The sequence below is a fragment of the Herbaspirillum sp. GW821-FHT09A12 genome, from assembly GCF_059418325.1.
Window position 1 is genome coordinate 14,197 of record NZ_JBWKPR010000015.1, and the last position, 23,811, is coordinate 38,007.

At 63.4% G+C, this 23,811-nt stretch carries 21 protein-coding genes; 12 read left to right on the forward strand and 9 right to left on the reverse strand.

The genetic code is table 11. The annotated features are described in order from the left end of the window. Positions 1 to 47: 47 nt before the first annotated feature. The 3 genes from AC07N6_RS21970 to AC07N6_RS21980 form a co-directional block, all read right to left on the reverse strand. Positions 48 to 767 carry a DUF4088 family protein gene (locus AC07N6_RS21970; protein ID WP_494783375.1) on the reverse strand — a complete coding sequence of 240 codons (720 nt, stop codon included), beginning with the start codon at positions 765 to 767 and terminating at the stop codon, positions 48 to 50. Positions 768 to 982: 215 nt separating this feature from the next. Beyond that, positions 983 to 1,504: a DUF695 domain-containing protein gene (locus AC07N6_RS21975; RefSeq protein ID WP_494783374.1), complete on the reverse strand. Its 522-nt coding sequence runs from the start codon at positions 1,502 to 1,504 to the stop codon at positions 983 to 985. A gap of 16 nt (positions 1,505 to 1,520) precedes the next feature. Next, positions 1,521 to 1,874, reverse strand: coding sequence for a DUF1304 domain-containing protein (locus AC07N6_RS21980; protein ID WP_494783373.1), 354 nt, complete (start codon positions 1,872 to 1,874; stop codon positions 1,521 to 1,523). A gap of 294 nt (positions 1,875 to 2,168) precedes the next feature. Between AC07N6_RS21980 and AC07N6_RS21985 the strand changes: the two genes are divergently transcribed. Beyond that, positions 2,169 to 2,636: a hypothetical protein gene (locus AC07N6_RS21985; RefSeq protein ID WP_494783372.1), complete on the forward strand. Its 468-nt coding sequence runs from the start codon at positions 2,169 to 2,171 to the stop codon at positions 2,634 to 2,636. A 109-nt stretch (positions 2,637 to 2,745) separates the two neighbouring features. Continuing rightward, positions 2,746 to 3,723, forward strand: a complete 978-nt coding sequence (locus AC07N6_RS21990) for a hypothetical protein (protein ID WP_494783371.1) — start codon at positions 2,746 to 2,748, stop codon at positions 3,721 to 3,723. Positions 3,724 to 3,917: 194 nt separating this feature from the next. On the opposite strand, the gene AC07N6_RS21995 is transcribed toward AC07N6_RS21990, so the two are convergent. Further along, positions 3,918 to 5,114: a M20 aminoacylase family protein gene (locus AC07N6_RS21995; RefSeq protein WP_494783370.1), complete on the reverse strand. Its 1,197-nt coding sequence runs from the start codon at positions 5,112 to 5,114 to the stop codon at positions 3,918 to 3,920. A 173-nt stretch (positions 5,115 to 5,287) separates the two neighbouring features. On the opposite strand from AC07N6_RS21995, the gene AC07N6_RS22000 reads away from it, so the two are divergent. Next, positions 5,288 to 5,917 carry a LysE family translocator gene (locus tag AC07N6_RS22000; RefSeq protein WP_494783369.1) on the forward strand — a complete coding sequence of 210 codons (630 nt, stop codon included), beginning with the start codon at positions 5,288 to 5,290 and terminating at the stop codon, positions 5,915 to 5,917. A gap of 6 nt (positions 5,918 to 5,923) precedes the next feature. Here the strand turns inward: AC07N6_RS22000 and AC07N6_RS22005 are convergent, their stop codons facing one another. Further along, positions 5,924 to 6,736: an AraC family transcriptional regulator gene (locus AC07N6_RS22005; protein WP_494783368.1), complete on the reverse strand. Its 813-nt coding sequence runs from the start codon at positions 6,734 to 6,736 to the stop codon at positions 5,924 to 5,926. A 96-nt stretch (positions 6,737 to 6,832) separates the two neighbouring features. Here AC07N6_RS22005 and AC07N6_RS22010 point away from each other — a divergent pair, with 96 nt between their 5' ends. The 3 genes from AC07N6_RS22010 (at position 6,833) to AC07N6_RS22020 (ending at position 12,058) form a co-directional block, all read left to right on the forward strand. Continuing rightward, positions 6,833 to 8,938 (forward strand): molybdopterin-containing oxidoreductase family protein, encoded by a 2,106-nt coding sequence (locus AC07N6_RS22010; protein WP_494783367.1) that lies wholly within the window; start codon positions 6,833 to 6,835, stop codon positions 8,936 to 8,938. Between the two features lie 10 nt (positions 8,939 to 8,948). Beyond that, positions 8,949 to 10,052 carry an aminopeptidase gene (locus tag AC07N6_RS22015; RefSeq protein WP_494783366.1) on the forward strand — a complete coding sequence of 368 codons (1,104 nt, stop codon included), beginning with the start codon at positions 8,949 to 8,951 and terminating at the stop codon, positions 10,050 to 10,052. 302 nt (positions 10,053 to 10,354) lie between these two features. Continuing rightward, entirely contained in the window at positions 10,355 to 12,058 is a 1,704-nt protein-coding gene (locus tag AC07N6_RS22020; RefSeq protein WP_494783365.1) for a long-chain-fatty-acid--CoA ligase, read from the forward strand. A 112-nt stretch (positions 12,059 to 12,170) separates the two neighbouring features. Here AC07N6_RS22020 and AC07N6_RS22025 read toward each other — a convergent pair whose 3' ends face one another. The 4 genes from AC07N6_RS22025 to AC07N6_RS22040 all read right to left on the reverse strand — a co-directional run bounded on the left by AC07N6_RS22025 (position 12,171) and on the right by AC07N6_RS22040 (position 15,404). Continuing rightward, positions 12,171 to 12,797: a 2-dehydro-3-deoxy-6-phosphogalactonate aldolase gene (locus AC07N6_RS22025; RefSeq protein ID WP_494783364.1), complete on the reverse strand. Its 627-nt coding sequence runs from the start codon at positions 12,795 to 12,797 to the stop codon at positions 12,171 to 12,173. Positions 12,798 to 12,865: 68 nt separating this feature from the next. After that, positions 12,866 to 13,849, reverse strand: a complete 984-nt coding sequence (locus AC07N6_RS22030; protein WP_494783363.1) for a 2-dehydro-3-deoxygalactonokinase — start codon at positions 13,847 to 13,849, stop codon at positions 12,866 to 12,868. An 8-nt stretch (positions 13,850 to 13,857) separates the two neighbouring features. After that, positions 13,858 to 14,811: a 2-hydroxyacid dehydrogenase gene (locus AC07N6_RS22035; RefSeq protein ID WP_494783362.1), complete on the reverse strand. Its 954-nt coding sequence runs from the start codon at positions 14,809 to 14,811 to the stop codon at positions 13,858 to 13,860. Between the two features lie 125 nt (positions 14,812 to 14,936). Then, on the reverse strand, positions 14,937 to 15,404 hold the full coding sequence (locus AC07N6_RS22040; protein WP_494783361.1) for an acyl-CoA thioesterase: 468 nt from the start codon (positions 15,402 to 15,404) through the stop codon (positions 14,937 to 14,939). Positions 15,405 to 15,682: 278 nt separating this feature from the next. On the opposite strand from AC07N6_RS22040, the gene AC07N6_RS22045 reads away from it, so the two are divergent. From AC07N6_RS22045 to AC07N6_RS22070, 6 genes are all read left to right on the forward strand, one after another. Continuing rightward, positions 15,683 to 17,596, forward strand: a complete 1,914-nt coding sequence (locus AC07N6_RS22045) for an ABCB family ABC transporter ATP-binding protein/permease (protein ID WP_494783360.1) — start codon at positions 15,683 to 15,685, stop codon at positions 17,594 to 17,596. A 124-nt stretch (positions 17,597 to 17,720) separates the two neighbouring features. Continuing rightward, positions 17,721 to 18,731, forward strand: coding sequence for a LysR family transcriptional regulator (locus AC07N6_RS22050; protein ID WP_494783359.1), 1,011 nt, complete (start codon positions 17,721 to 17,723; stop codon positions 18,729 to 18,731). 375 nt (positions 18,732 to 19,106) lie between these two features. Next, positions 19,107 to 20,399, forward strand: a complete 1,293-nt coding sequence (locus AC07N6_RS22055) for a Glu/Leu/Phe/Val family dehydrogenase (protein WP_494783358.1) — start codon at positions 19,107 to 19,109, stop codon at positions 20,397 to 20,399. A 79-nt stretch (positions 20,400 to 20,478) separates the two neighbouring features. Next, a complete protein-coding gene (locus tag AC07N6_RS22060; protein ID WP_494783357.1) occupies positions 20,479 to 21,408 on the forward strand; it encodes an amino acid ABC transporter substrate-binding protein in 930 nt (309 codons plus the stop codon). A 456-nt stretch (positions 21,409 to 21,864) separates the two neighbouring features. After that, positions 21,865 to 22,812: an amino acid ABC transporter substrate-binding protein gene (locus AC07N6_RS22065; RefSeq protein ID WP_494783356.1), complete on the forward strand. Its 948-nt coding sequence runs from the start codon at positions 21,865 to 21,867 to the stop codon at positions 22,810 to 22,812. A gap of 246 nt (positions 22,813 to 23,058) precedes the next feature. After that, entirely contained in the window at positions 23,059 to 23,808 is a 750-nt protein-coding gene (locus tag AC07N6_RS22070; RefSeq protein ID WP_494783355.1) for an amino acid ABC transporter permease, read from the forward strand. Positions 23,809 to 23,811: the final 3 nt, after the last annotated feature.

Below are 23,811 nucleotides of genomic sequence, written 5' to 3' on the forward strand. Positions count from 1 at the left end.
CCGGACGTGCGCCGGCAGGCCTGGTTTGTCTTCATTGCATTATTCCATCACACGCCGCGCCACCATGCGGCGACATGGCCCCAGAATCCCTTCGGCCCTTCGGTGAATAGCCAGGGCTTCTGCGCCTTCAGACGCTCGATCATCTCCTGCTCCGCCTTTTCCGATACATTGCCGTAGGCGCGTCCCAGCCGCAGCAGGCTGCGCAGCGCGCCCAGCTTTTCGCGCGCCACCGCGCCGGAGGCATGTTCGATGGCGATGTGCGTCTCGCGCAGTTCCTGCACCAATGCGTGCGCCAGTTGCGAAGCCGGGGTTTTCAGCTTTTCCTGCACCACGGTGATGCTGGTCACCGAATTCTTGATTTGCGCGGCCAGGATATCGATCTGCGATTCGTCGCCCTTGGCTTGCTTGACGATGGACGCGGCCCAGGCCTTGGAGGCGGCCAGCAGGTCGTCCGTGCTCCAGTCATGGCGTACCGCGATGTAAAAGCCGTAGTTCGACGCCTGCGAGATCAGGATCTCCACCACATCAGGGAAATCCTTGTCCAGCGCGCGCTTGGCCCAGGCGTACTGGCCCGAGAGCATCAGGTGCTGTACGCCGTCCTCGGTCAGGAAATGGGGGTTTTCCGAGACCTTGGCCAGCAAGAAACCGTCGAATGTCGGGGAAACGAAGCCCGAATCGACTTTCGTCGACAGCCGGACAAAGTTCTTGTAATCGCGTTGCAGCGATTCGTATGCCTCATCCTTGAGGTTGAGTTTGATCTGTTTCATTGCCCTTCCCCGAGCGTGTTTGATGTTGTCGCGCCGGCATCGCAGGCTGCCGGCCGGTAGTTGTCATTGCTTCACGTCCTGTGCGAAGCGGCAACCGTGAACAATGATTATCGGCCAAATCGAAGGAAAACTTTATGTTGGGAAATTCCCGTTCGCTTTCCGGGCACGCCACCCGCCTGGCGCCGTCCGGCGGCGTCCTGTTGCGAGAGGCCCCCTCAATAGGGCCGCAGGCCGTAACGGCGGCGCGTATCTTCGTTGGGGAACAGGACATCCCGGTAGCTCGACCAGGCGGCGTCGGCCTTGATCTCGGTATGTATTTCGCAGCCCGGGCAAAGCTTGGCATAGACCGCCGCGGCGGTTTCCCCGAGACCGTTGGGATCGATCACATAAATATAGTTGAGTTGTTCCAGGTTATGGATGACGGTGCCGGCATAAATGCTGCGCGTCTTGCGGCCGATGGCCGCCACCAGCGCTTCCGAGATGGCGTTGAGCCGGCCGGCGTCGCCCGGCTCGGGCAAGCCGTCCGGGCGGCTCGAACGGTAACCCACGCCGGTGACGATTACATACGGATAGCCGGAAACCGGCGCCACCCTGCGCAACCCCATGTCCAGCCGGACGCTGTCGGGTTTGCCGTCGCGCTCGGAGAGATAGCTCCACCATTCGGCGTTGTCGGCAGTCTGCGCGCGTAGTGCGCCGGCGGCGAGCAGTGCCAGCATGGCCATCGCGAGTTTGTTCATCGGGGCGCCTGGCCAGTCATCGCGCGGCCAGCAGGGCGAGCAAGGCCAGCAGGGCCGGCAAGGCCTGGACATACAGGATGGAGCGTTTCGCAGTGAGCCCGCCGTAGATGCCGGCGACCAGTACGCAGGTGACGAAAAACAACTGCACCGGACGTTCGCCCGCGGCGACTCCCCACAACAGGCCGGCGGCCAGGAAGCCGTTGTACAGGCCCTGGTTGGCGGCCAGCACCCGCGAAGCCTCGGCGGCTTGTTGCGACTGGCCGAACGTCTTCAGGCCGATGGGTTTGGTCCACAGGAACATCTCCAGCACCAGGATCCAGACATGCTCGATGGCGATCAGGATGAGCAGGGCAGTGGCGAGCGTTTGCAAGGGGTTCTCCTTTTTTCGTGATGGGGGCTGTTGCGATCATGCCCGAAAGCGCCAGCCTCGCCAATGTTGATGCCTTGCCGGCACGGCTGTCGCATCGCCGCCACCCCCGGCTTGGCAGAGTTGCGCCGTTGCGGATAGAATGCGGCCACGGGCGCGGCAGGGCGCCCATTCCCGCGAAAGCCGATGCACCTGCCGTCTGCGGAAGTACCTCTTGGAACCTGCTCAGGTTCTTGAACACAGACGTTGAACCTTGATAGTCGTGGCGGGAGACGACGCTTGAAAGGAACAAACGTAATGTGGTCTACCCAATTTCCCCACGCCATAAATATCGCCGAACCCGGTTTCGGCAACAGCCTCGCCAACGGCGATTTCCTGCGCCGCTATGCCAAGCGGCTGCTGCGCGCGGTACATTCCGAGCGCAGCAGCGAGGCATTGCCCGTCCTGCGCCGCATTGTCGCCATGCAGGTGACGCCGGAAATTTCCGTGGCCGAACTCCACCCCTTGCGCCGCAGCCTGCAACTCAAGCACGTGCTGCATACGCTGGCGCGCGAAGTCGGTTTTGCCAGCTGGGAGCTGTGCGCGCGCCAGGTCGACGCACGGCCGCCTGCGCTGCTGGACCGCTATCGTTTTGAACTTGGCATGTTCCGCGATTTCGAGACCAACTGGTTCCCCGACATGGCTGCCGCGCAAGGCTGGCAGCGCGAACATGGCGGTTACCTGATCGCCTACGGCACACAGGCGGTGGCGATCCTGGCGCATTGAGATTGCCCGTCATGCCGCAATGAAAAACGGCGCCGATTGAAAAGGAATATATTTGAAATCCCGCTGATGAAGAGCGGGCCTTCAATCCTCACAAATCGGAACTGGAAAAATGACAACTTCATATACAGCTTCAAATGCCGTACCACTCGGTGCTACCCCGACAGTCAATGGGATCGTTCAGAAGTTTATAGTTGGCACGACCAATCTGGCGGATGCAACTTTCGCTCCGGATGGTTATGCCGCAGCACCGATTTTTGGGTTGGGCGGCCAGGCGTTGCAGGGTAATGAACTGGTAGCTAACAGCGTGGCGACATTGGTCTCTTATGTTGGCCCACTGTTGAATTCTGGGGCGTTGTGTTGGATTCTGTTGGATTGCCCTGGCGGTACTCAGCAAGTGGCGATGGCGACGGCGAGCCAACAGGCGGTCAACTTAGGTCAGTTGAATGTGTCGAAAAATTTTGGTTTTGAAAAAATCACGGCAAGCGGGAACTTCATCACACCTGTTAGCGTTACTACATCGACGGTTTTTAAAATTACCCTAGTAGGTGCAGGCGGTGGCGGCGCTTCAGCATTGGTTGCCAATGGTGTCTCCGGTGGTGGCGGTGCGGGAGCAGCGGCGACATTTTATTTAAGTGGACTGTCTGCTAACACAGCATATGCGGTAGTAATTGGAGCGGCGGGAAGCGCTGGCGGTTCGGGAGCAAGCGGCGGAGATGGCGGAACCACTCAAATTACTATCGCAGGCACCGTATATTCGGCAGGAGGAGGTAGCGGCGGGGTTGGAGCAACGACAGCCGTTGGCGCTCAGGTTACAAATGTACAAGGGGTGCTATCGACAAGTGTGATAGCACTTCCCAATGTCACGTATTACCAGACATCTGGGACCGCTGGCACTACCATATCCGGCAGTTATGCCGGTAGTAACGGTGGTGGCTTACCTTACGGTACCGCTGGTATTGGTGGTTATAGCGGGAATGGGAATGGTGGCGTAGGAATCGGTTTCGGAGTGGGGGGCGGTGGCGGCGTCGCTAGCGGGGCTGGCGGCGCTGGCGCACAGGGATTATTTATCGCCGAATGGATTGCGTAAATTTGATATTTACTTGATTCCAGAATGAGACCAAGTCCGCCACGTTGAACTGTCCAGTAAAGCTGGATGGTCATGTAGGCCGGTTACGGGCTTGAGGGCTGGGTTCTGTATTGAACAGGACTTCAGCCCTTTTTACCTAGAACGCATCTCACTCCTATTTATGAAATGAGTTCTAGTGGTATTGAGTATTCTGCTTATAAGTGCGCCTGCAGGAATTTTTCCGCCAGCCGCACCCAGTAGGTGGCGCCGATGGGCAGCAGGTCGTCGTTGAAGTCGTAGCTGGGGTTGTGCAGGTTGCACGGGCCCAGCCCATGGCCGTGGTCGCGGTGGCCGCCATCGCCGTTGCCGAGGAAGACGTAGCAGCCCGGCTTGTGCTGCAGCATGAAGGCGAAGTCCTCGGCGCCCATGGTCGGCTCGGTGCGCGCATCGACATGGTCGGCGCCGAATTGCTCGGTCAGCACCCCGACTGCGAAGGCGGTTTCCTTCGCATGGTTGATCAGCGGCGGATAGTTGCGCTTGAAGCCGAATTCCACGGTGGCGTCGAACGCGGCCGCGGTGTGTTCGGCGATTTCCCGCATACGGCGCTCGATCATGTCCAGCACCGGCGTGCTGAAGGTGCGCACGGTGCCGATCATGGTGGCCGTGTCGGGGATCACGTTGGTGGCGCTGCCGCTATGGATCTGGGTGATCGAGACGACCGCCGGATCGTTCGGATTGGCGTTGCGCGAGACGATGGTCTGCCAGCTCTGGGCGATCTGCACCGCCGTCATGACCGGATCGATCGCCTTGTGCGGCTGGGCCGCGTGGGAACCCTTGCCCTTGACGGTGACTTCGAACTCGTTGCTGGAAGCCATCTGCGGCCCCGGCGTCACGCCGAAATGGCCGGCCGGGATGCCGGGCCAGTTGTGCATGCCGAACACGGCGTCCATCGGGTATTGCTCGAACAGGCCGTCCTGGATCATGCGCTCGGCGCCGCGGCCGCCTTCTTCGGCCGGCTGGAAGATCACGTACACGGTGCCGTCGAAATTGCGATGCTGCGCCAGGTAATGCGCCGCGCCCAGCAGCATGGTGGTGTGGCCGTCATGGCCGCAGGCGTGCATCTTGCCCTCGTTCTTCGAGGCGTGCGCGAAGGTGTTGAGCTCGGGCATGGGCAGCGCGTCCATGTCGGCGCGCAGGCCGATGGCGCGCGGGCTGTCGCCATGGCGGATGATGCCGACCACGCCGGTCACGCCCAGGCCGCGTACCACCGGAATGCCCCATTCGGCCAGCTTTTGCGCAACTACCTCGGCGGTGCGCACTTCCTCATAGCCGAGCTCGGGGTGGGCGTGGATGTCGCGGCGAATTGCTTGCAGTTCGGCGTGGAAGCGGACGATGGGATCGATGAGTTTCATGATGGCTTGGCGGCCGCGGATGGCTGGGCGTTTGCTGAATAAAAAGCTATCTTAATCCGGTGGCCGCCGGGTTGCGGCGCGGCGGTTCGGGCCTGCGCAATTTTGTTCAATACAGGCTGGCGCGGTTTGCCTAGCATGCGTTGCTCCATCATTGCCATGATCCGCGTGCATCCATGTTGACTTCCGAATTCTTCTTGCTGGCCTCGGCCCATTTCCTGGCGCTGGCCAGTCCCGGCCCCGACTTCCTGCTGCTGGTGCGCAATTCCTTGCGCCACGGGCGGCGCAACGGTATCGGCGCCAGCCTGGGCATCGCCCTGGCCAATGGTTTGTACATCGCGCTGGCGCTGGCCGGATTCAGCCTGTTGCAGCAGAGCCCGGCGTTGCTGAGCGTCATGAAATGGGCGGCCAGCGTCTATCTCGCATGGCTGGGATGGCTGTTCATGCAATCCAGCCTGAAGCCGCAGGCATTGGCCGGCACGCAGCCTGCGGCGTTACGCAGCCATTCCGGATTCGTTGCCGGCATGGGCGCGGGTTTTTTGTCGGCGGCCTTGAATCCGAAGAACGGCATCTTCTATTTCGGCCTGTTCACGCTGATCGTGGGGGCGCAGACCGGGTTCGGGCTGAAGCTTCTTTACGGCGTGTGGATGTTCGCCGCGGTGTTCGTGTGGGATGCGGCGCTGGTGTGCGCGGTATCGCAGCGCCGGGCGATGGCATGGCTGGCGCGCAGTTTGCCGATGGTCGAGCGCGGGGCCGGCCTGTTGCTGATGGTGGCGGCCGCGGCGTTGGCCTTATCGCGGGTCTGAAGGAGTTCAGCGCTTTTGATACTGCGCCGGCGTGGCCGCCACACGCGACTTGAACGCGCGGTGGAAGTGGCTCTGGTCGGCGAAGCCGGTGTCGTAGGCGGCGTCGGCGGCACTGGCGCCTTGCTTGAGCAAGGCGCGCGCCTGGTTGATTTTCATGTCCAGCTGCAGCGCATGCGGGGTCAGGCCGTAGCGGCGGCGGAACAGCCGGATCAACTGGTAGCGGCCGGTGCCGGCGACTTGCGCCAGGGTGTCGATGTCGACCCGTTCGCGGCAGTGCTCCAACAGGTAATCGTGGGCCTGCTGCAGGCCATCGGGATTGCCGGTTTCCTCCGCGGGCGGTTCGCTGCCGGCTTCGGCGCACAGCAGCATCAGCTCGTGCAGGCAGGTGATGACTTCCGCTTCCTTGGCCGCACCGTCATTGCCGTCGAGCGCCGCCGTCATGCGGTCGAGCAGTTGCGCCGCTTGCGGCGAGCGGATCACCTGCGACTCCATTGCGGCCAGCAGGCGGCATGTATCCGGCGATTCCGCCAGCAAGTCGCGCAACCAGGCCGCGTCGAGATGGAACATGCGGTAGCTCCAGCGTTGCAGGTCTTCCGGGTTGCAGCTATGCACGTCGCCCGCGCGCACCAGCACCACGTCGCCGGGAACGATAGGCATGCTGCGCCCGGCCAGCGCGAAGGTGCTGCGGCCGGCGTCGACGATGCCGATCGAGAAAGTCGGATGCGTATGCGGCGCATAGCAGGACAGGCTGCCGGTGGCGCGCCGCCCTTCCAGGAAGGGCAGGGCGGGGTCGCGCCAGAAATGGAGAGAGGTCGGCATCGTTGTGGGCAGTCAGCGTTCGGAAAGTGCATTTTAAGATAAAGTATCCGCTTTGCCGCAGCCAGGGTTGCGGCCCATCCTTTTAGCCGATCTGCCATGTCCACCACGATAGTCCGCGCCGCCTGCCCGCATGATTGCCCCGATACCTGCGCCTTGCTGGTGACCGTGAAAGACGGCGTCGCCACCGAAGTGCGCGGCGACCCCGCGCATCCACCGACTTCCGGCGTGCTGTGCACCAAGGTCGCGCGCTACACCGAGCGCACCTATCACAAGGACCGCTTGCTGCATCCGCTGCGCCGCGTGGGCCGCAAGGGCGAAGGCAAATTCGAGCGCATCAGTTGGGATGAGGCGATCGCGACCATCGCCGACCGCCTGGGCGCCATCGCGCTGCGCGATCCGCAGGCGATCTTGCCCTATAGCTATGCCGGCACCATGGGCCTGGTGCAGGGCGAGTCGATGGCGGGGCGTTTCTTCAACCGCCTGGGCGCTTCGCAACTGGAGCGCACCATCTGCGCCTCGGCCGGCGGCGCCGGCTATCGCTATACCGTCGGCGCGCGCATCGGCACCGACCTGGAACAGGTTGACCATGCCAAGCTGATCCTGATCTGGGGCGGCAACCCGATTGCCTCCAACCTGCATTTCTGGACCCGGGTGCAGGCCGCCAAGCGCAACGGCGCGCGCATCATCGCCATCGATCCCTACCGTTCGCTGACGGCCGAGAAATGCCACCAGCACATCGCCTTGCTGCCGGGCACCGATGCCGCGCTGGCGCTGGGCATGATGCATGTGCTGGCCGCCGAAGGCCTGCTGGACCACGACTATATCGCCCGCCACACGCTGGGCTTCGAACAACTGAAGGAACGCGTCGCCGAATGGACGCCGCAGCGCACCGCCGAGGTGTGCGGCATCAGCGTTGAGGAAGTGCAAGGCCTGGCGCGCGAATACGGCCGCGTGGCGCTGGCCGGCGAAGGCGCGATGATCCGCGCCAATTACGGCTTGCAGCGCGTGCGCGGCGGCGGCATGGCGGCGCGCAACATCGCCTGCCTGCCGGCGCTGGTGGGGGCGTGGCGCCATCCGGCCGGCGGCATCCAGATGTCGACCTCGGATTCCTTCCCCAGGGACAATGCCGCGCTGTCGCGCCCCGACCTGGCGACCCGCCACGGCGCGCCGGCCCGTACGATCAACATGAGCACCATCGGCGACGAATTGCTGAAACCGGCCTCGCCCGCGTTCGGCCCGCAGATCGCAGCCGTGGTCGTCTACAACGCCAACCCGGTCGCGGTGGCGCCGGAGTCGGCCAAGGTGGCGGCAGGTTTCGCGCGGGAGGATTTGTTTACCGTGGTGCTGGAGCATTTCCAGACCGATACCGCCGACTACGCCGACATCGTGCTGCCGGCCACCACCCAGCTGGAACACGTGGATGTGCACAGCGCCTACGGTCACGTCTACATGATGGCCAACAACGCCGCCATCGCGCCGCTGGGCGAGGCCAAGCCGAACACCGAGATCTTCCGGCTGCTGGCCGCGGCCATGGGTTTTGAGGAGGATTGCTTCAAGGATAGCGATGACGCGATCGCCGCCTCCGCCTTCCGCCGTGACCATCCGCGCAGCGCCGGTTACGACTGGGACGGGTTGAAGGAAAAAGGCTGGCAGCGCTTGGCCATGCCGGCCGCGCCGTTCGCCGAAGGCGGTTTCGCCACGCCCTCGGGCAAGTGCGAGTTCTATTCGGAACAGATGAAGGCGGCCGGGCTCGATCCGCTGCCGGCCTACACCCCGCCTTACGAATCGGTGGCCAGCAACCCGCAATTGGGGGCGAAATACCCGTTGGCGATGATTTCGCCGCCGGCGCGCAATTTCCTCAATTCGTCCTTCGTCAACGTGCAGAGCCTGCGCGACACCGAAGGCGAACCGCATCTCGACATGCATCCGGCCGATGCCGCCGCGCGCGGCATCGCCGACGGCGACATGGTACGCATCTTCAACGACCGCGGCAGCATGCAGGCGCGTGTGCGCGTGACCGACAAGGCGCGCCTGGGCCTGGTGGTCGGCTTGTCGATCTGGTGGAAGAAGTTCGCCGCCGACGGCAAGAACGCCAACGAAGTCACCAGCCAGCGCCTGACAGATATGGGTAACGCGCCGACTTTCTACGATGTGCTGGTGCAGGTTGAAAGGATGGCCGGGGATGCGGCCGCCGCAGCTTGAGCCCTTGCGCATGAAATGGCGCGCGCTGCGGGTGGCGACGCTGGCTGCGGTTGCCGTATCGGCGGCCGGTTGCACCTCGATCTCCTATTACGCGCAGGCGGCCCACGGCCAGTTTTCTTTGCTGGCCCAGGCCAAGCCGTTCGACGACTGGATCGCCGACCCGAACGCCAAACCGGGCCTGAAGGCCAAATTGCAGACCGTCCGCGAGATCCGGCGTTTCGCCGTCGATCAACTGGGGTTGCCAGACAACGGCAGCTACAAGACCTATGCCCAGCTGGACCGCCCCTTCGTGCTGTGGAACGTGGTGGCGGCGCCCGAGCTGTCGCTCAAGGCCCATCAGTGGTGTTTCCCCGTCGCCGGTTGCGTCGACTATCGGGGCTATTACAGCCAGCAGGCGGCGCAGGCGTATGGCGCGCAGTTGCAGCAGCAGGGCTATGACGTGCAGGTGGTGGGCGTGCCGGCGTACTCGACGCTGGGCTGGTTCAACGACCCGGTGATCTCCACCTTCATCAATTATCCCGACGGCGAGCTGGCGCGCCTGATCTTCCACGAGCTGGCGCACCAGACCGTCTACGCGCGCGACGATACGTCGTTCAACGAAGGTTTCGCCGTGGCGGTCGAAGAAATCGGCGTCGAGCGCTGGCTGGCGGCCAGGCATGACGACCAGCTGATCGAGGCTTACCGCCGCTTCGATGCGCGCAAGCAGGATTTCCTGGCCTTGCTGGACAAATACCGCGACAAGCTCGAAGCCAACTACGACAGCGATGCGCCGGACGATGCCAAGCGCGAACGCAAGCAGCAGATCTTCGACCAACTGCGCGCGGAGTATGCGCAGATGAAGGCGCAGCGCTGGGACGGCTATGCCGGTTACGACCGCTGGTTCGCCATGCCGTTGTCCAATGCGCACCTGGCGCTGGTCGGCGCGTACCACGACCTGGTGCCGGCATTCAAGGCGCTGTTCGCGCATAGCAGCGGTTTCCCTGACTTTTATGCGAAGGTGAAACAACTGGCGGAGATGGACAAGGCCGCGCGCCACATCGCCCTGGGCGATCCGCTGCCGACGGGAGAGCCGGGCCGGCAGCGGGATCGCAAGACCGAGCGCGCACCGCTGTGATTGGGCAGACGGGGTGTTTCCGCCAGGCATGCAAGGGTGCACGGACATGGCGCCCAAGGGTATGATGCAAAAGCGAGAGGGTTTGTCCGAAAAGCAAGACGGCCGAATACGAGCCATGCCGGGGAGGGGGTGAAGTTTTACGTAAAAAACCTCCTAAACTACTTGCCCAAGCGGCCAATGCTGGATAGCATCTGCACTAAATAAAAAAACACTCGTGCTTTTTTTGCTGTGCGCGCCAAGGCAATGATGCCCGATCAACGCTCAGCCCAGCGCAAGTTCTGACCGGAGACAGAGGTAACAACATGGAAAAATTCTGGCTTGCTTCCTACCCTGCGGGCGTGCCTGCCGAGATCGACCCGGGCCGCTATGGCTCGTTGGTGCAGATGATCGACGAGGCCTTCGCCAAGTATGCCGAGCGCAACGCCTACGTCTGCATGGGCAAGTACCTGAGCTATGCCGAACTGGATCGCCTGTCGCGCCTGCTGGGCGCCTGGCTGCAAGACCTGGGCCTGGAAAAGGGCGCGCGCGTGGCGATCATGATGCCCAACGTGCTGCAATACCCGATCGCGATCGCCGCCATCCTGCGCGCCGGCTATACCGTGGTCAACGTCAATCCGCTCTACACCGCGCGCGAACTGGAGCACCAGTTGAAGGACTCGGGCGCCGAAGCCATCTTCGTGCTGGAAAACTTCGCCGGCACCTTGCAGAAGGTGCTGGAGAAAACCCGGATCAAGCACATCGTGGTCGCCAGCATGGGCGAGTTGCTGGGCACCTTGAAGGGCGCCATCGTGAACCTGGTGGTGCGCCATGTGAAGAAGATGGTGCCGGCCTGGTCCCTGCCGCACGCCATCACCTTCAGCCAGGCGCTGCAACAGGCTGCCGGCAAGCAATTGCGGCCGGTGACGCTGGGGCATGAGGACATCGCCTTCCTGCAATATACCGGCGGCACCACCGGCGTGGCCAAGGGTGCGGTGCTGACCCATCGCAACCTGGTGGCCAACGTGCTGCAGGCAGAAGAGTGGCTGAACCCGGCGCTCAAGTCCGGCAAGCCGATCGACCAGCTGGTGTTCGTCTGCGCGCTGCCGCTGTACCACATCTTCGCGCTGACGGTCTGCAACATGCTGGGCACACGCGAGGGCGCGCTGAACCTGCTGATCCCCAATCCGCGCGACATCCCCGGTTTCGTCAAGGAGCTGGCCAAGTACAAGGTCAACACCTTCCCGGCGGTCAATACGCTGTACAACGCGCTGTTGAACAACGCCGAATTCGCCAAGCTGGATTTTTCGGGCTACCGTTGTTGCGTGGGCGGCGGCATGGCGGTGCAAAAGGGCGTGGCCGACAAGTGGAAGAAGCTGACCGGCTGTCCCATCATCGAAGGCTACGGCCTGTCGGAAACCTCGCCCATCGCCAGCGCCAATCCCTGCACCATCGACGAATACACCGGCACCATCGGCCTGCCGCTGCCGGCGACCGACATCGCCATCCTGGATGACAACGGCAAGCCGGTGGCGCTGGGCCAGCCGGGCGAGATCGCCATCCGCGGCCCGCAGGTGATGGCCGGCTACTGGCAGCGTCCGGACGAGACCGCCCTGGTCATGACCGACGACGGTTTCTTCAAGACCGGCGACATCGGCGTGATGGACGAGCGCGGCTACACCAAGATTGTGGACCGCAAGAAGGACATGATCCTGGTGTCCGGTTTCAACGTCTATCCGAACGAGATCGAAGGCGTGGTGGCGCTGCATCCGGGCGTGCTGGAGTGCGCCTGCGTGGGCGTGCCGGATGAGCACACCGGCGAGGCGGTCAAGCTGTTCGTGGTGCGCAAGGACAAGTCGCTCACCGTCGAGCAACTGATGGCCTATTGCAAGGAACAGTTCACCGGCTACAAGAAACCCAAGCACATCGAGTTCCGCGACGAGCTGCCCAAGACCAATGTCGGCAAGATCCTGCGCCGCGAGCTGCGCGACGAGAAAAAGAAATCGCAGGAAGAAAAGAAGGCTGCCTGATAGCGTATTCAGGTGTCAGGCAACAAGCGCCGCTGTGAAGAGATTCGCAGCGGCGCTTTTGTTTTGCCGCCATCCCGGCACGGCGTGAACGGCGGGATGGCGGACGAGGGGTTCAGGTTGGTTCGCAGGCGCGCAATGCATCGATGAACGCCTTGGCATTGGCCCCGACTTCCTGCGCGCTCATGCCGGGTTTGTACAGCGCGGAGCCCAAACCGAAGGCAGTGGCGCCGGCCTGCATGAAGGTCGGCAGGTTGTCCGGCGTGATCCCGCCTACCGGCGCCAGCACCACGCTGGCAGGCACCACCGCACGCCAGGCCTTGACCACCGCCGGGCCCAACTGCTCGGCCGGGAACATCTTGAGGATGTCGGCGCCGGCGGCCAGCGCGGCGAAGGCTTCGGTGACCGTGGCCACGCCCGGCGCGCTGGCCAGGCCGGCATCGGTGGCGGCGCGGATCACGGCCGGGTCGCTGTGCGGCATCACGATCAACTGGCCGCCGGCATCCGCTACCTGTTGCACCTGGGCCGGCGACATCACGGTGCCGGCGCCGACCACGCAGTCGACCGGCAGCGCGCTGCGCAGGATGCGGATGCTTTCCAGCGGTTCAGGCGAGTTCAGGGGGACTTCGATGATGCGGAACCCGGCATCGTAGATGGCGCGGCCGACCGCCTCCACCTCGTCGGGGCGTACCCCGCGCAGGATGGCGATGAGCCGGCATTTCTTCATGGCTTCTTTGAACATGGCGTCTTTCGCTTGGTGTCTTTGGTTTTGGTCCACGCTGCAGTGGACGAGATAGATGGCCGGCGCGCTCAGTCCTGGCGCACCAGCCCCGCTTGCACGGCGATTTTCCACAGGCCGCGTTCGGTCGCCTGCGCCGACACGTCGACCCTGGTGTAACCGTAAATGGCCAGCGCCCGCTGGTAACGCTCGCACAGCTTGCCGTCGCCGATCAGGACGATGCGCGGGTTGCCTGCCAGCCTGGCCGCTGCCCGGCTGTCGCGCAACGCCGCGATCTCGTGCCCGATCAGCAAGCCGGAGAGATAGTCGGCCTGGGCCGCGCCGTCCAGCGCGCCGGTCAGGCCCAGCGTGCGCGTGCTGAAGATGGTCGACAGCACGCCATTGATGCCGGCGCTGTCGGTGGCGACCCGCACGCCGCGTTCGAAGGCCGGCAGATTGAAATCCGCGCCGCGTTGCATGGTGCGGCCCAGGATGGTGTGCGAGGAAAGGGCCGCATACGCCTCGCCGGTCATGAAGGTATCGAAGTGCATGAAGCGTTCGCCGGCGATGCGCACCCATTTGGAATGCGTGCCGGGCAGGCCGATCAGCAGTTCCTCGTCGGCGCCGTTCTCCAGCGCCCCGGCCACCTGCGTTTCTTCGCCGCGCATCACATTGGGCAACGCGCCGCGCTCGATCAGGCCGGGCACGATGTGCAGCACGGCGCCGCCGCGGGTGGGGACCGCGGTCAGGCCGGCGCCGATGTCGGCGACCTGCAGCGGCACGTCGAGATAGGCGGCTTCGCGCCAGCCCTGGGCGCTGCCGACCATGCCGGCGGCCAGCACGGGAGTGGCGGGCGCATCGCGCAGCCAGTCGCCGCAAGCCTCGCTGAACGCCTGTTCGAAACCGGCCTGCGAATCGGCCTGCAAACCGGCGGCCGAGGCCTCGACCACCGGCAGGTTCATGATGCCCCAGGGCAGCGCGCGCTTGTCCAGCACCGCGCCGCCGCTGCCCAGCCGATAGGCGCGCAGCGAGGAGGTGCCCCAGTCGAGCGCAATCAGTGTGGTGGAGTCCGCCATCGCCGTTTTCAGTTCGGCACCGGCGTGAGCACCGGCTTGCCGGCGAAATGCGCTTGCAGGTTATGGAAGGCGAGGTCGGCCATGGCGGTACGCGTGACCAGCGTGCCGCTGGCCATGTGCGGGGTCAGCACCACGTTCTCCAGCGCCGCCAGTTCGGCCGGGATGTTGGGTTCGTTTTCGAACACGTCGAGGCCGGCGCCGGCGATCTTGCCCTCCTTGAGCGCCCGGGTCAGCGCCGCCTCGTCGACCACCGAGCCGCGCGCGACGTTGATCAGGAAACCTTTGGGGCCCAGCGCTTCCAGCACCTCGGCATTGACCAGGGCGCGCGTGCCGGCGCCGCCAGGGGTGATCATGACCAGGAAGTCGACTGCCGCCGCCAGCGACTTGATGTCGCCGTAGTAGGTGTAAGGCACATCCTTTTGCGAGCGGTTGTGGTACGAAATATCCATGTCGAAGCCGGCCGCGCGCCGGGCGATCGCTTCGCCGATACGGCCCAGGCCGACGATGCCCAGCCTGGCGCCGCTGACCTTGGTGGTGAAGGGGAACGGCCCGTTTTTCCATTCGCCGCCGCGGGCGAAGCGGTCGGCGCGCACTACGTTGCGGGCCGCGGCCAGCATCAGGGCGATGGCCATGTCGGCGACATCGTCGGTGAGCACGTCGGGCGTGTGCGTGACATGGATGCCGCGTTCGCGCGCGGCCGGCACGTCGACGCCGTCATAGCCGACGCCGAATACCGAGACGATCTCCAGCGCCGGGAAGCGCGCCATGAATTCGCGCGGCACCTTGGCTTCACCGTTGGCGGCGATGGCGCGGATGGCCGGGGCGATCTGGCTGAGCTTCTCTTCGCTCAGGCCATCGAGCAGGTTGTGGCAATTGAAATTGTCGTGCAGCAGTTGCATCAGGTGTTGCGGCAGGCGTGCCACGATCAGGACATCGGGACGGGAAGGCATGGATGGGGACATGGTGAAGATTCGTGGAGCGATAGATGAGGGGATCGTAACAATACAAACTAAGCGCAGCCCGCGTGCTGAATTCTTTTCAACATTGCGGTCGCGCGGGTTGCGTTGGCAGCGTCAAATTGACAGCATCAAATGGCCTGCCAGCCGCCGCCCAGGTCCTGCATGGTGTTGAGCTCGCCGATATCGTCGTCCGGCCCCAGCGGCGGCAGTGCGCGCGGCTTGCGGCTTTCATCGGTGGCGACATAGGTGAGCGTGGCTTCGGTGACCTTGACGATTTCGGTTTGCAGGCGGTTGCGCTCGGCATACACCTCGACGTTGACGGTGATGGAGGTGTTGCCTACCTTGACGATGTCGGCGTAGAAGGAGAGCAGGTCGCCCACGAACACCGGATTCTTGAACAGGAAGGAATTGACGGCGATGGTGGCCACGCGGCCATTGGCGCGGCGCGTGGCGGGCAGCGAGCCGGCCACGTCGACCTGGGCCATGATCCAGCCGCCGAAGACGTCGCCGTACACGTTGGCGTCGGCCGGCATGGGCATGACGCGCAGTTGCGGGAATTTCCCGGCAGGCAGTTGAGTACGGAGCGGTGTGGTCATTGCTTCTCCCTTGAAAGCGTGAAGTCCGGCGAGATTCCGAATAGGTTCTTATAATCCCAGCTTGCTCGCCCGGATGACGGCGGGGCGCGCCGAAGGCGTCCTCACTTGTCAAACAGGCACGTAAAGCATATATGAATCGTTCGTGGATCATGTTCGCGCCAATGGCGCGAGCACCATAGTTTATCGGATGTTGCCTCGCCGCAGCGGGCTTTGCCGCCGTTAGCGGCATGTTTCGCGGCTGTGCGCAATATCGCCGCCAGCCATTTTCCAGCCATCTCATGCGCCGTTATCCGAATACCTCCTCCCCGCAAACCGCCGCCGTGCCGCGCCAACGCAGCGACTGGGCCATCGTCAAGACGCTGTTGCCCTATCTGTGGACCTACAAGTGGCGCGTCATGCTGGCGCTGGCTTTCCTGGTGGGCGCCAAGGTGGCCAATGTGGGCGTGCCGCTGATCCTGAAGAAACTGGTCGACCAGATGAGCGCCACAGTTGCGCATCCGCAAGCCTTGCTGGTGCTGCCACTGGGTTTGCTGGCCGCTTATGGCGCGCTGCGGCTGGCGACCTCGGTCTTCACCGAGCTGCGCGAACTGATGTTTGCGCGCGTGACCCAGCGCGCGGTGCGCACGATTGCCTTGCAGGTGTTCCAGCACCTGCACGCGTTGTCGCTGCGCTTTCACCTGAATCGCCAGACCGGCGGCATGACGCGCGACATCGAACGCGGCACGCGCGGCGTCTCCACCCTGGTGTCGTACACGCTGTTTTCGATCCTGCCCACGGTCATCGAGATCCTGCTGGTGCTGGCTTACCTGGTGCTGCATTACGACATCTGGTTTTCCATCATCACGGCCGGCGCGCTGGGGCTGTATATCCTGTTTACCATCACGGTGACCGAGTGGCGCACGCATTTCCGCCGCACGATGAACGAACTGGACTCGCGCGCCAACACCCGCGCCATCGATTCGCTGCTCAACTACGAGACGGTCAAGTATTTCGGCAATGAGAGTTTTGAGGCGCGCCGCTATGACGAAGGCCTGCAGCGCTATGAGCGCGCCGCGGTCAAGTCCCAGAGTTCGCTGTCGCTGCTCAACACCGGGCAGTCGGCCATCATCGCCATCGCGGTCACGCTGATCCTGTGGCGCGCCACGGCGGGCGTGATCGACGGCACCATGACGCTGGGCGACATGGTGCTGGTCAATGCCTTCATGATCCAGCTCTACATCCCGCTCAATTTCCTGGGCGTGCTGTATCGCGAGATCAAGCAGAGCCTGGCGGACATGGAGCGCCTGTTCTCGCTGCTGGAAGAAAACCGCGAAGTGGCCGACAGCGCCGCCGCCGCGCCGCTCAAGGCGCAAGGCGCGGCATTGCGTTTCGAGCATGTCGATTTCAGCTACGAGAGCAAGCGCCAGATCCTGTTCGATGTCGACTTCACCGTGCCGGCCGGCACCACGACCGCGGTGGTCGGCCACAGCGGTTCGGGCAAGTCGACGCTGTCGCGGTTGCTGTACCGTTTCTACGATGTCGATCGCGGCGCCATCCGTATCGACGGGCAGGACCTGCGCGAGGTGACCCAGGCTTCGCTGCGCCAGGCCATCGGCATCGTGCCGCAGGATACGGTGCTGTTCAACGACACCATCGAATACAACATCGCCTACGGCAAGCCGGGCGCCAGCCGCGAGCAGATCGTGGCGGCCGCCAGGGCGGCTTACATCCACGAGTTCATCGAATCGCTGCCGGACGGTTACGCCACCATGGTGGGCGAGCGCGGCTTGAAATTGTCGGGCGGCGAAAAGCAGCGGGTGGCGATCGCCCGCACGCTGCTCAAGGATCCGGCTATCCTGATCTTCGACGAAGCGACATCGGCGCTGGATTCGCGCGCCGAGCAGGCGATCCAGCAGCAACTGGCGGAGATCGCGCGCGAGCGCACCACGCTGGTCATCGCCCACCGCCTGTCGACCATCGTGGATGCCCATCAGATCCTGGTGCTGGACCACGGCCGCATCGTCGAGCGCGGTACGCACTCGGGGCTGTTGCTGGCCAACGGCCTGTACGCCCAGATGTGGCTGCGCCAGCAGGCCGGCGCCGATGACGAGGGCGGATCGCCGGCGCCCGGGATGGAGGCCGGCGGCGAGGCGGCCGCAGCCGCCGGACCGGACGGCGAGCCGACAGTGCTGATGCCCGCGGCCAGCCGGTGAGAGGCGGTTCCCGGTTCTTTGGCTAAGGGTTATCCGCTGCAGCGTTCGCTTGCGCGGCGACTGGCGCGGCGGCACAATTCGTCCATTCGCATGAATTCTTAAAAGAACGAGAAGTGGGCGGGCAATGGAAAGCAAATGGCTTGAAGATTTCGTCTCCCTGGCTGAAACCCGCAGTTTCAGCCGTTCCGCCGATTTGCGGCATGTCACGCAGCCGGCTTTCTCGCGCCGCATCCAGTCGCTGGAGGCCTGGCTGGGCGCCGACCTGATTGACCGGACTTCCTATCCGACCCGGTTGACCGCGGCCGGCGAGGTGTTCTACGAGCAGGCGGTGGAGATGCTGGGGCAGATCAACAATACCCGCGCCCTGCTGCGCGGCAAGCGGCCGACGGCCCAGACCACCATCGATTTTGCGGTGCCGCATACGCTCTCGCTGACTTACATGCCCAAGTGGCTCAGTTCGCTGGAATCCGGCTTCGGCTCCATCAACACGCGCCTGATCGCGCTGAACGTGCACGATGCGGTGATGACCATCGTCGAGGGCGGTTGCGACCTGCTGCTGTGCTATCACCATCCGCGCCAGCCGGTACAGCTCGACGCCAGCCGTTACGACATGCTGACCATGGGAACCGAGACGCTGCGCCCGTATTCGCGCTGCGACCGCAACGGCATGCCCGATTACCTGTTCCCTGGCACCTCCAAGGCGCCGGTGCCGTTCCTGTCATACACCAGCAATGCCTATCTGGGCCGGATGGTGGAGCTGATGATGTCGGATGTGAAGCGCCCGCTGCACCTGCTCAAGCACTATGAGACCGATATGTCGGAAAGCCTCAAGATGATGGCGCTGGAGGGCCATGGCGTGGCCTTCCTGCCGGAGTCTTCGGTGGTGCGCGAGGTGCGCAACCGCCAGTTGGCGCGCACCGATGGGCCGGCCGGCGAGTGGGAGGTGGAGATGGAGATCCGCCTGTACCGCGAACGGCCCACCGCGCAGCGCGTCGGCAAGGCGCTGGTGGCGCGTCTGTGGGAATACCTGGTGGAGCAGGATACGGCGCGGGCCGAGCGTCAGAAGGGGGCCGCGGCCGGCTCCGGGAGGGCGGCGTCGAAGGCTGCCCGCCATGCCGAAAAGCGCGAATCCTGAGCCTGGCGCGGGCCGGCCCGGGGCGGCCGGTCAAGGGCCGCGAAAACCGCCCGGCGAGGGCGTACATATCCCGCAATCCCGCCACCACAAGGGGTATTCGTTGGTTATGCATCCTGTGCATAGTTGCATGCTCACAAAGCATTAGCCTTGCTTTGTCCGGCTGGCTACGATTGCGTCGCTGATTCGGACGGAGAAGATTTCAGGCGCTTGCGCACTGCGAGCGCGGCCGGTCAGGATGCCCGCGCCATCGGCTGCAATGCCAGAGGGCGCGCGACGTATCTTGATCGTTGGCCGCGGCGGAGTACTATGCTCGGCAGGTCTCGATTTCTTTGCAGCGTCTTGAACAGCACGGCAAACAAAAGGAGCGATTGCATCATGTCGAACGTACCTAACCACGAAGTGCCTTCCTACCTCGTCCCGCACGGCATCGGCCCGTGGGGCGTCTATCTCGAACAGATCGACCGCGTGACGCCCTACCTGGGGTCGCTGGCGCGCTGGGTGGAAACCCTCAAGCGCCCCAAGCGCATGCTGATCGTCGACGTCCCCATCGAGCGCGACGACGGCACCATCGCCCACTTCGAGGGGTATCGTGTCCAGCACAATACTTCGCGCGGCCCGGGCAAGGGCGGCGTGCGTTTCCACCAGGACGTGACGCTGTCGGAAGTGATGGCGCTGTCGGCCTGGATGACCGTCAAGAACGCGGCGGTAAACGTTCCCTACGGCGGCGCCAAGGGCGGCATCCGCGTCGATCCGCGGACGCTCTCGCGCGGCGAGCTGCAGCGCGTCACCCGCCGCTACACCAGCGAAATCGGCATCATCATCGGCCCCAACAAGGACATTCCGGCGCCGGACGTGAACACCGATTCGCAGATCATGGCGTGGATGATGGATACCTACTCCATGAACCAGGGCAGCACCTCTTCGGGTGTGGTCACCGGCAAGCCGATCTCGCTGGGCGGCAGCCTGGGACGGCATGAGGCGACCGGCCGCGGCGTGTTCGTGGTGGGCTGCGAAGCGGCCGCCAAGCGCAGCCTCGACATCAAGGACGCCAAGGTTGCGGTGCAAGGTTTCGGCAACGTCGGCGGCATCGCCGCACGCCTGTTCGCGGAAGCCGGCGCCAAGGTGGTGGCGGTTCAGGACCATGTGACGACGGTGTTCAACGCCGGCGGCCTGGATGTCGTCGCGCTGCAGACCTATGTCGCGCAGAACGGCAGCGTGAAGGGATTTGCCGGCGCCGACGAGATTGCCGAGCGCGCCCAATTCTGGTCGGTGGACTGCGACATTCTGGTGCCTGCTGCACTGGAACAGCAAATCACCGAAGCCAATGCCAACAACATCAAGGCCAAGATCATCCTGGAAGGCGCCAACGGCCCGACCACGCCGGCGGCCGACGATATCCTGCGCGACAAGGGCGTGCTGATCGTGCCCGACGTGATCGCCAATGCTGGCGGCGTGACGGTGAGCTACTTCGAATGGGTGCAGGATTTCTCCAGCTTCTTCTGGACCGAGGACGAGATCAATCTGCGCCTGACCCGCATCATGCGCGAAGCCTTCGCCGCGGTGTGGCAACTGGCCGACGAGAAGAAGGTTTCACTGCGCACCGCGGCGTTCATCGTGGCTTGCACACGCGTGCTGCAGGCGCGTGAAATGCGAGGTTTGTACCCGTAATAGGGCTTTATTCACGGCATGGGCAGCCAAGGCGACAGCATAAGATCGTCGGTTGCGGAAAAGCGGTAAGGGAGGAGACGTGGTTCGTGTGCGCGTGCGCACCGGCGGCGCTGATGTCGTGCGGTGCGTGAAACTGGCAATGGCGGTGCTGGCATGCTTGTGCCTGGCGCCGTTGCTTGCGCACGCCGAAAACACGCTGGACAAGATCCGGCGCACCAACACGATGGTGATCGCTTTTCCGGTCGACCATTTCCCTTTCGCCGAGGCCGGCAGCGACGGCCGGGTGGCCGGCTATTCCATCGAGATTTGCCGGAAGATCGCGGACGCCGTACGACGCGAAGCCAGGCTGCCCCAGATGCAGCTCAAGTTCCTGCCGGTCGATATCGATGGCCGTTTCGAGGCCATCGCCAGCGGCGCCGCCGACATCGAGTGCGGCTCGACTACCAATAACGCTTCGCGCAGAAGCCGTTTCGATTTCACCGTTCCCCACTTTTATACGACCACGCGCATGATGGTGCGCAAGGACTCGGGCATCCGCTCGTGGCTCGACATGCGCGGCAAGCGCGTGGTGACGCTGCGCGGCAGTTCCATCCTGCCCTATGTAAAGGCGCGCGACGCCGCGGGCGTGCTCGATATGCGCTGGCTTGAGGCGGGCAACGATGAGGAAGCCGTGACGATGGTGCTGGACGGGCGCGCCGACGCCTATGCCGACGACGACGTGTTGCTGTATTCATACCGCACCGAAATAAAGACGCCGGAAGCCTTGGAGATCGTCGGCGAGGCATTGTCGGTCGATCCCTATGCGATGATGATGCGCAAGGGCGATGCCGCCTTCAAGGCGCTGGTCGATCGCGAGATGGCGCGCATGATTTTCGATGGCGAGATCCAGGGCATGTATTACCGCTGGTTCATGCAGCCGGCGGGAGCGCGCAAGCAGGCGCTGGGGCTGCCGATGGGGTATGTGCTGCGCGATTCGTTTCGCTTCCCTTCGGACAAGATCGCAAAATAGTTTTCTGGCATGGATATTGCTGACGGTAAGAAGCTATCGCGGCGGTTTTGGCGGGGGATCGGCAACGATGCCGCGAAAGCATAGCCGGCCGGGCCGGATGCTCATGTAAGATGTGCTGGCTGTCTGTCGGGGGAATCGGCCGCTGCGATGCGGCAGGCGATGGACGCTTCACCGGGAATGGAATATTGGCGCGCTGCGGGCGATTGGCTTGGGTATCTGTCGTAAAATGCCGCCGCCGCATGTCGCGCATCTGGATCACTGCTATGGGTTGCGTGCCGCCATCGGTTGGCGGCAGCGGCTGCAAGCGGATGAAAGAAAGCCTGCAAAGATATGGCTTAACAATAAAAAAGAGGCATGGCAACAGGACCGCTAAGCCTTGCTCCATGGACTGCTCAGGCTGTTTTTGGAAGAGGGCTTTTGGTACACTACGTAAAAATTTTTCCAGGAGGTCACACAATGAAGTTATTGAAGCTAGCAGGGGTGTTGGTCGGCGCAAGCGTTCTGATGGGTTCTGTCCATGCGGAAGAGTTCACCGGCCGGATGAAGAAGATCAAAGATACCGGCACCCTGACACTGGGCGTGCGCGATTCCTCGATCCCGTTCTCCTATCTCGATGACAAGCAGTCCTACCAGGGCTACTCGATCGACCTGTGCCTGAAGGCCGCTACCGCGATCCAGAAGAAGCTGGGCCTGACGTCGCTCAACATCAAGATGGTTCCGGTGACGTCGGCGACCCGTATTCCGCTGATCGCCAACGGCACCACCGACATCTCGTGCGACTCTGCGACCAACAACATGGAACGCCAGAAGCAGGTGTCCTTCTCGGTGACCGAATTCGTGACCGCCAACAAGTTCCTGTCGAAGAAGGCCGCCAACCTGAAGACCCTGGACGACCTGAAGGGCAAGACCGTCGTCTCGACCTCGGGCACTTCGAACCTGAAGCAGATCACTACCCTGAACGCAGAGCGTAACCTGGGCATGAACATCCTGGCCGCCAAGGATCACGCCGAAGCCTTCCTGATGGTGGAAACCGGCCGTGCCGCGGCGTTCGTGATGGACGACATCCTGTTGTCCTCGCTGGCTGCCAACTCCAAGGCGCCGGGCGACTACCAGGTTTCTTCGGAAGCCCTGTCGGTCGAGCCCTATGGCCTGATCCTGCCGAAGGACGACGTCGCCTTCAAGAAGGTGGTCGACGATGCCCTGACCGTGGTCTACAAGGGTGACGAGATCAAGAAGATCTATGCCAAGTGGTTCCAGTCGCCGATTCCGCCCAAGGGCGTGAACCTGAACGTGCCGATGAGCCCGCAGCTGCAAGCTGTGCTGGCCAAGCCGACCGATTCGGGCGAACCGGCCGCGTATGCAGCCGTTCCGGAAGCGCAGAAGCAATCTTCTTCCAAGAAGTAATCGGCTGATTGCCTTTGGCAATGAGTGATGAAACGGGGCGACCCGTTTTATCCCAAGACGAATCAATCCGTCTTGACGAAACGGGGGCCTGGTCCCCCGTTTTGTTTAACCGGCCGGCAAAGGCGGTTGCCGCGGTGCAATTGCTTTTATCCACAGCGGCCGGTGACTGACCGGAATATCCATGGCGCGGCATTTGCCTGGTGATCGCGCCTGACAGACTGACTCGAAACAGAGACGAGGCCACTTATGCATTACAACTGGAACTGGGGAATCTTCTGGGAGATGTCTCCCGACGGCATTCCCTATATCGATACGCTGATGGCGGGCCTGAAATGGACCCTCGCGACAGCGATATCCGCCTGGATCATGGCGCTGGTCCTCGGCACCATCGCCGGCACCATCCGCACAACAACAAAACCATGGGCGGTTCGCCTCGCCAACGGTTACGTGGAACTGTTCCGCAACATTCCCCTGCTGGTACAGATGTTCCTCTGGTATTTCGTGATGCCGGAACTGATGCCCAGTGGCATCGGCAACTGGCTCAAGGGCCTGCCCGACGCATCCTTCGTCACCGCCACCCTGGCGCTGGGATTCTTTACCTCTGCTCGTGTCGCGGTGCAGGTCACGACCGGCATCCAGGCGCTGCCGCGCGGCCAGCGCATGGCCGGCCAGGCGCTCGGCCTGACGCCGGTGCAGACCTACCGCTACGTGCTGCTGCCGATGGCGTTTCGCATTATCATCCCGGCGCTGACCAACGAGTTCGCCGCGATCATCAAGAACAGCTCGGTGGCGTTGACCATCGGCCTGATCGAACTGACCGCCGCCACCTACTCGATGCGCGAGTTCACCTTCCAGACCTTCGAGGCGCTGACCGGTGCAACCATCATCTATATCGTCATTTCCGCCATTGCGCTGCTGTTGGCGCGCCTGTTGGAAAAGGTAACGGCTGTCCCTGGCTATATCTCCAGCGGTAGCACCAGTGCGGGAGGGCATTAATCC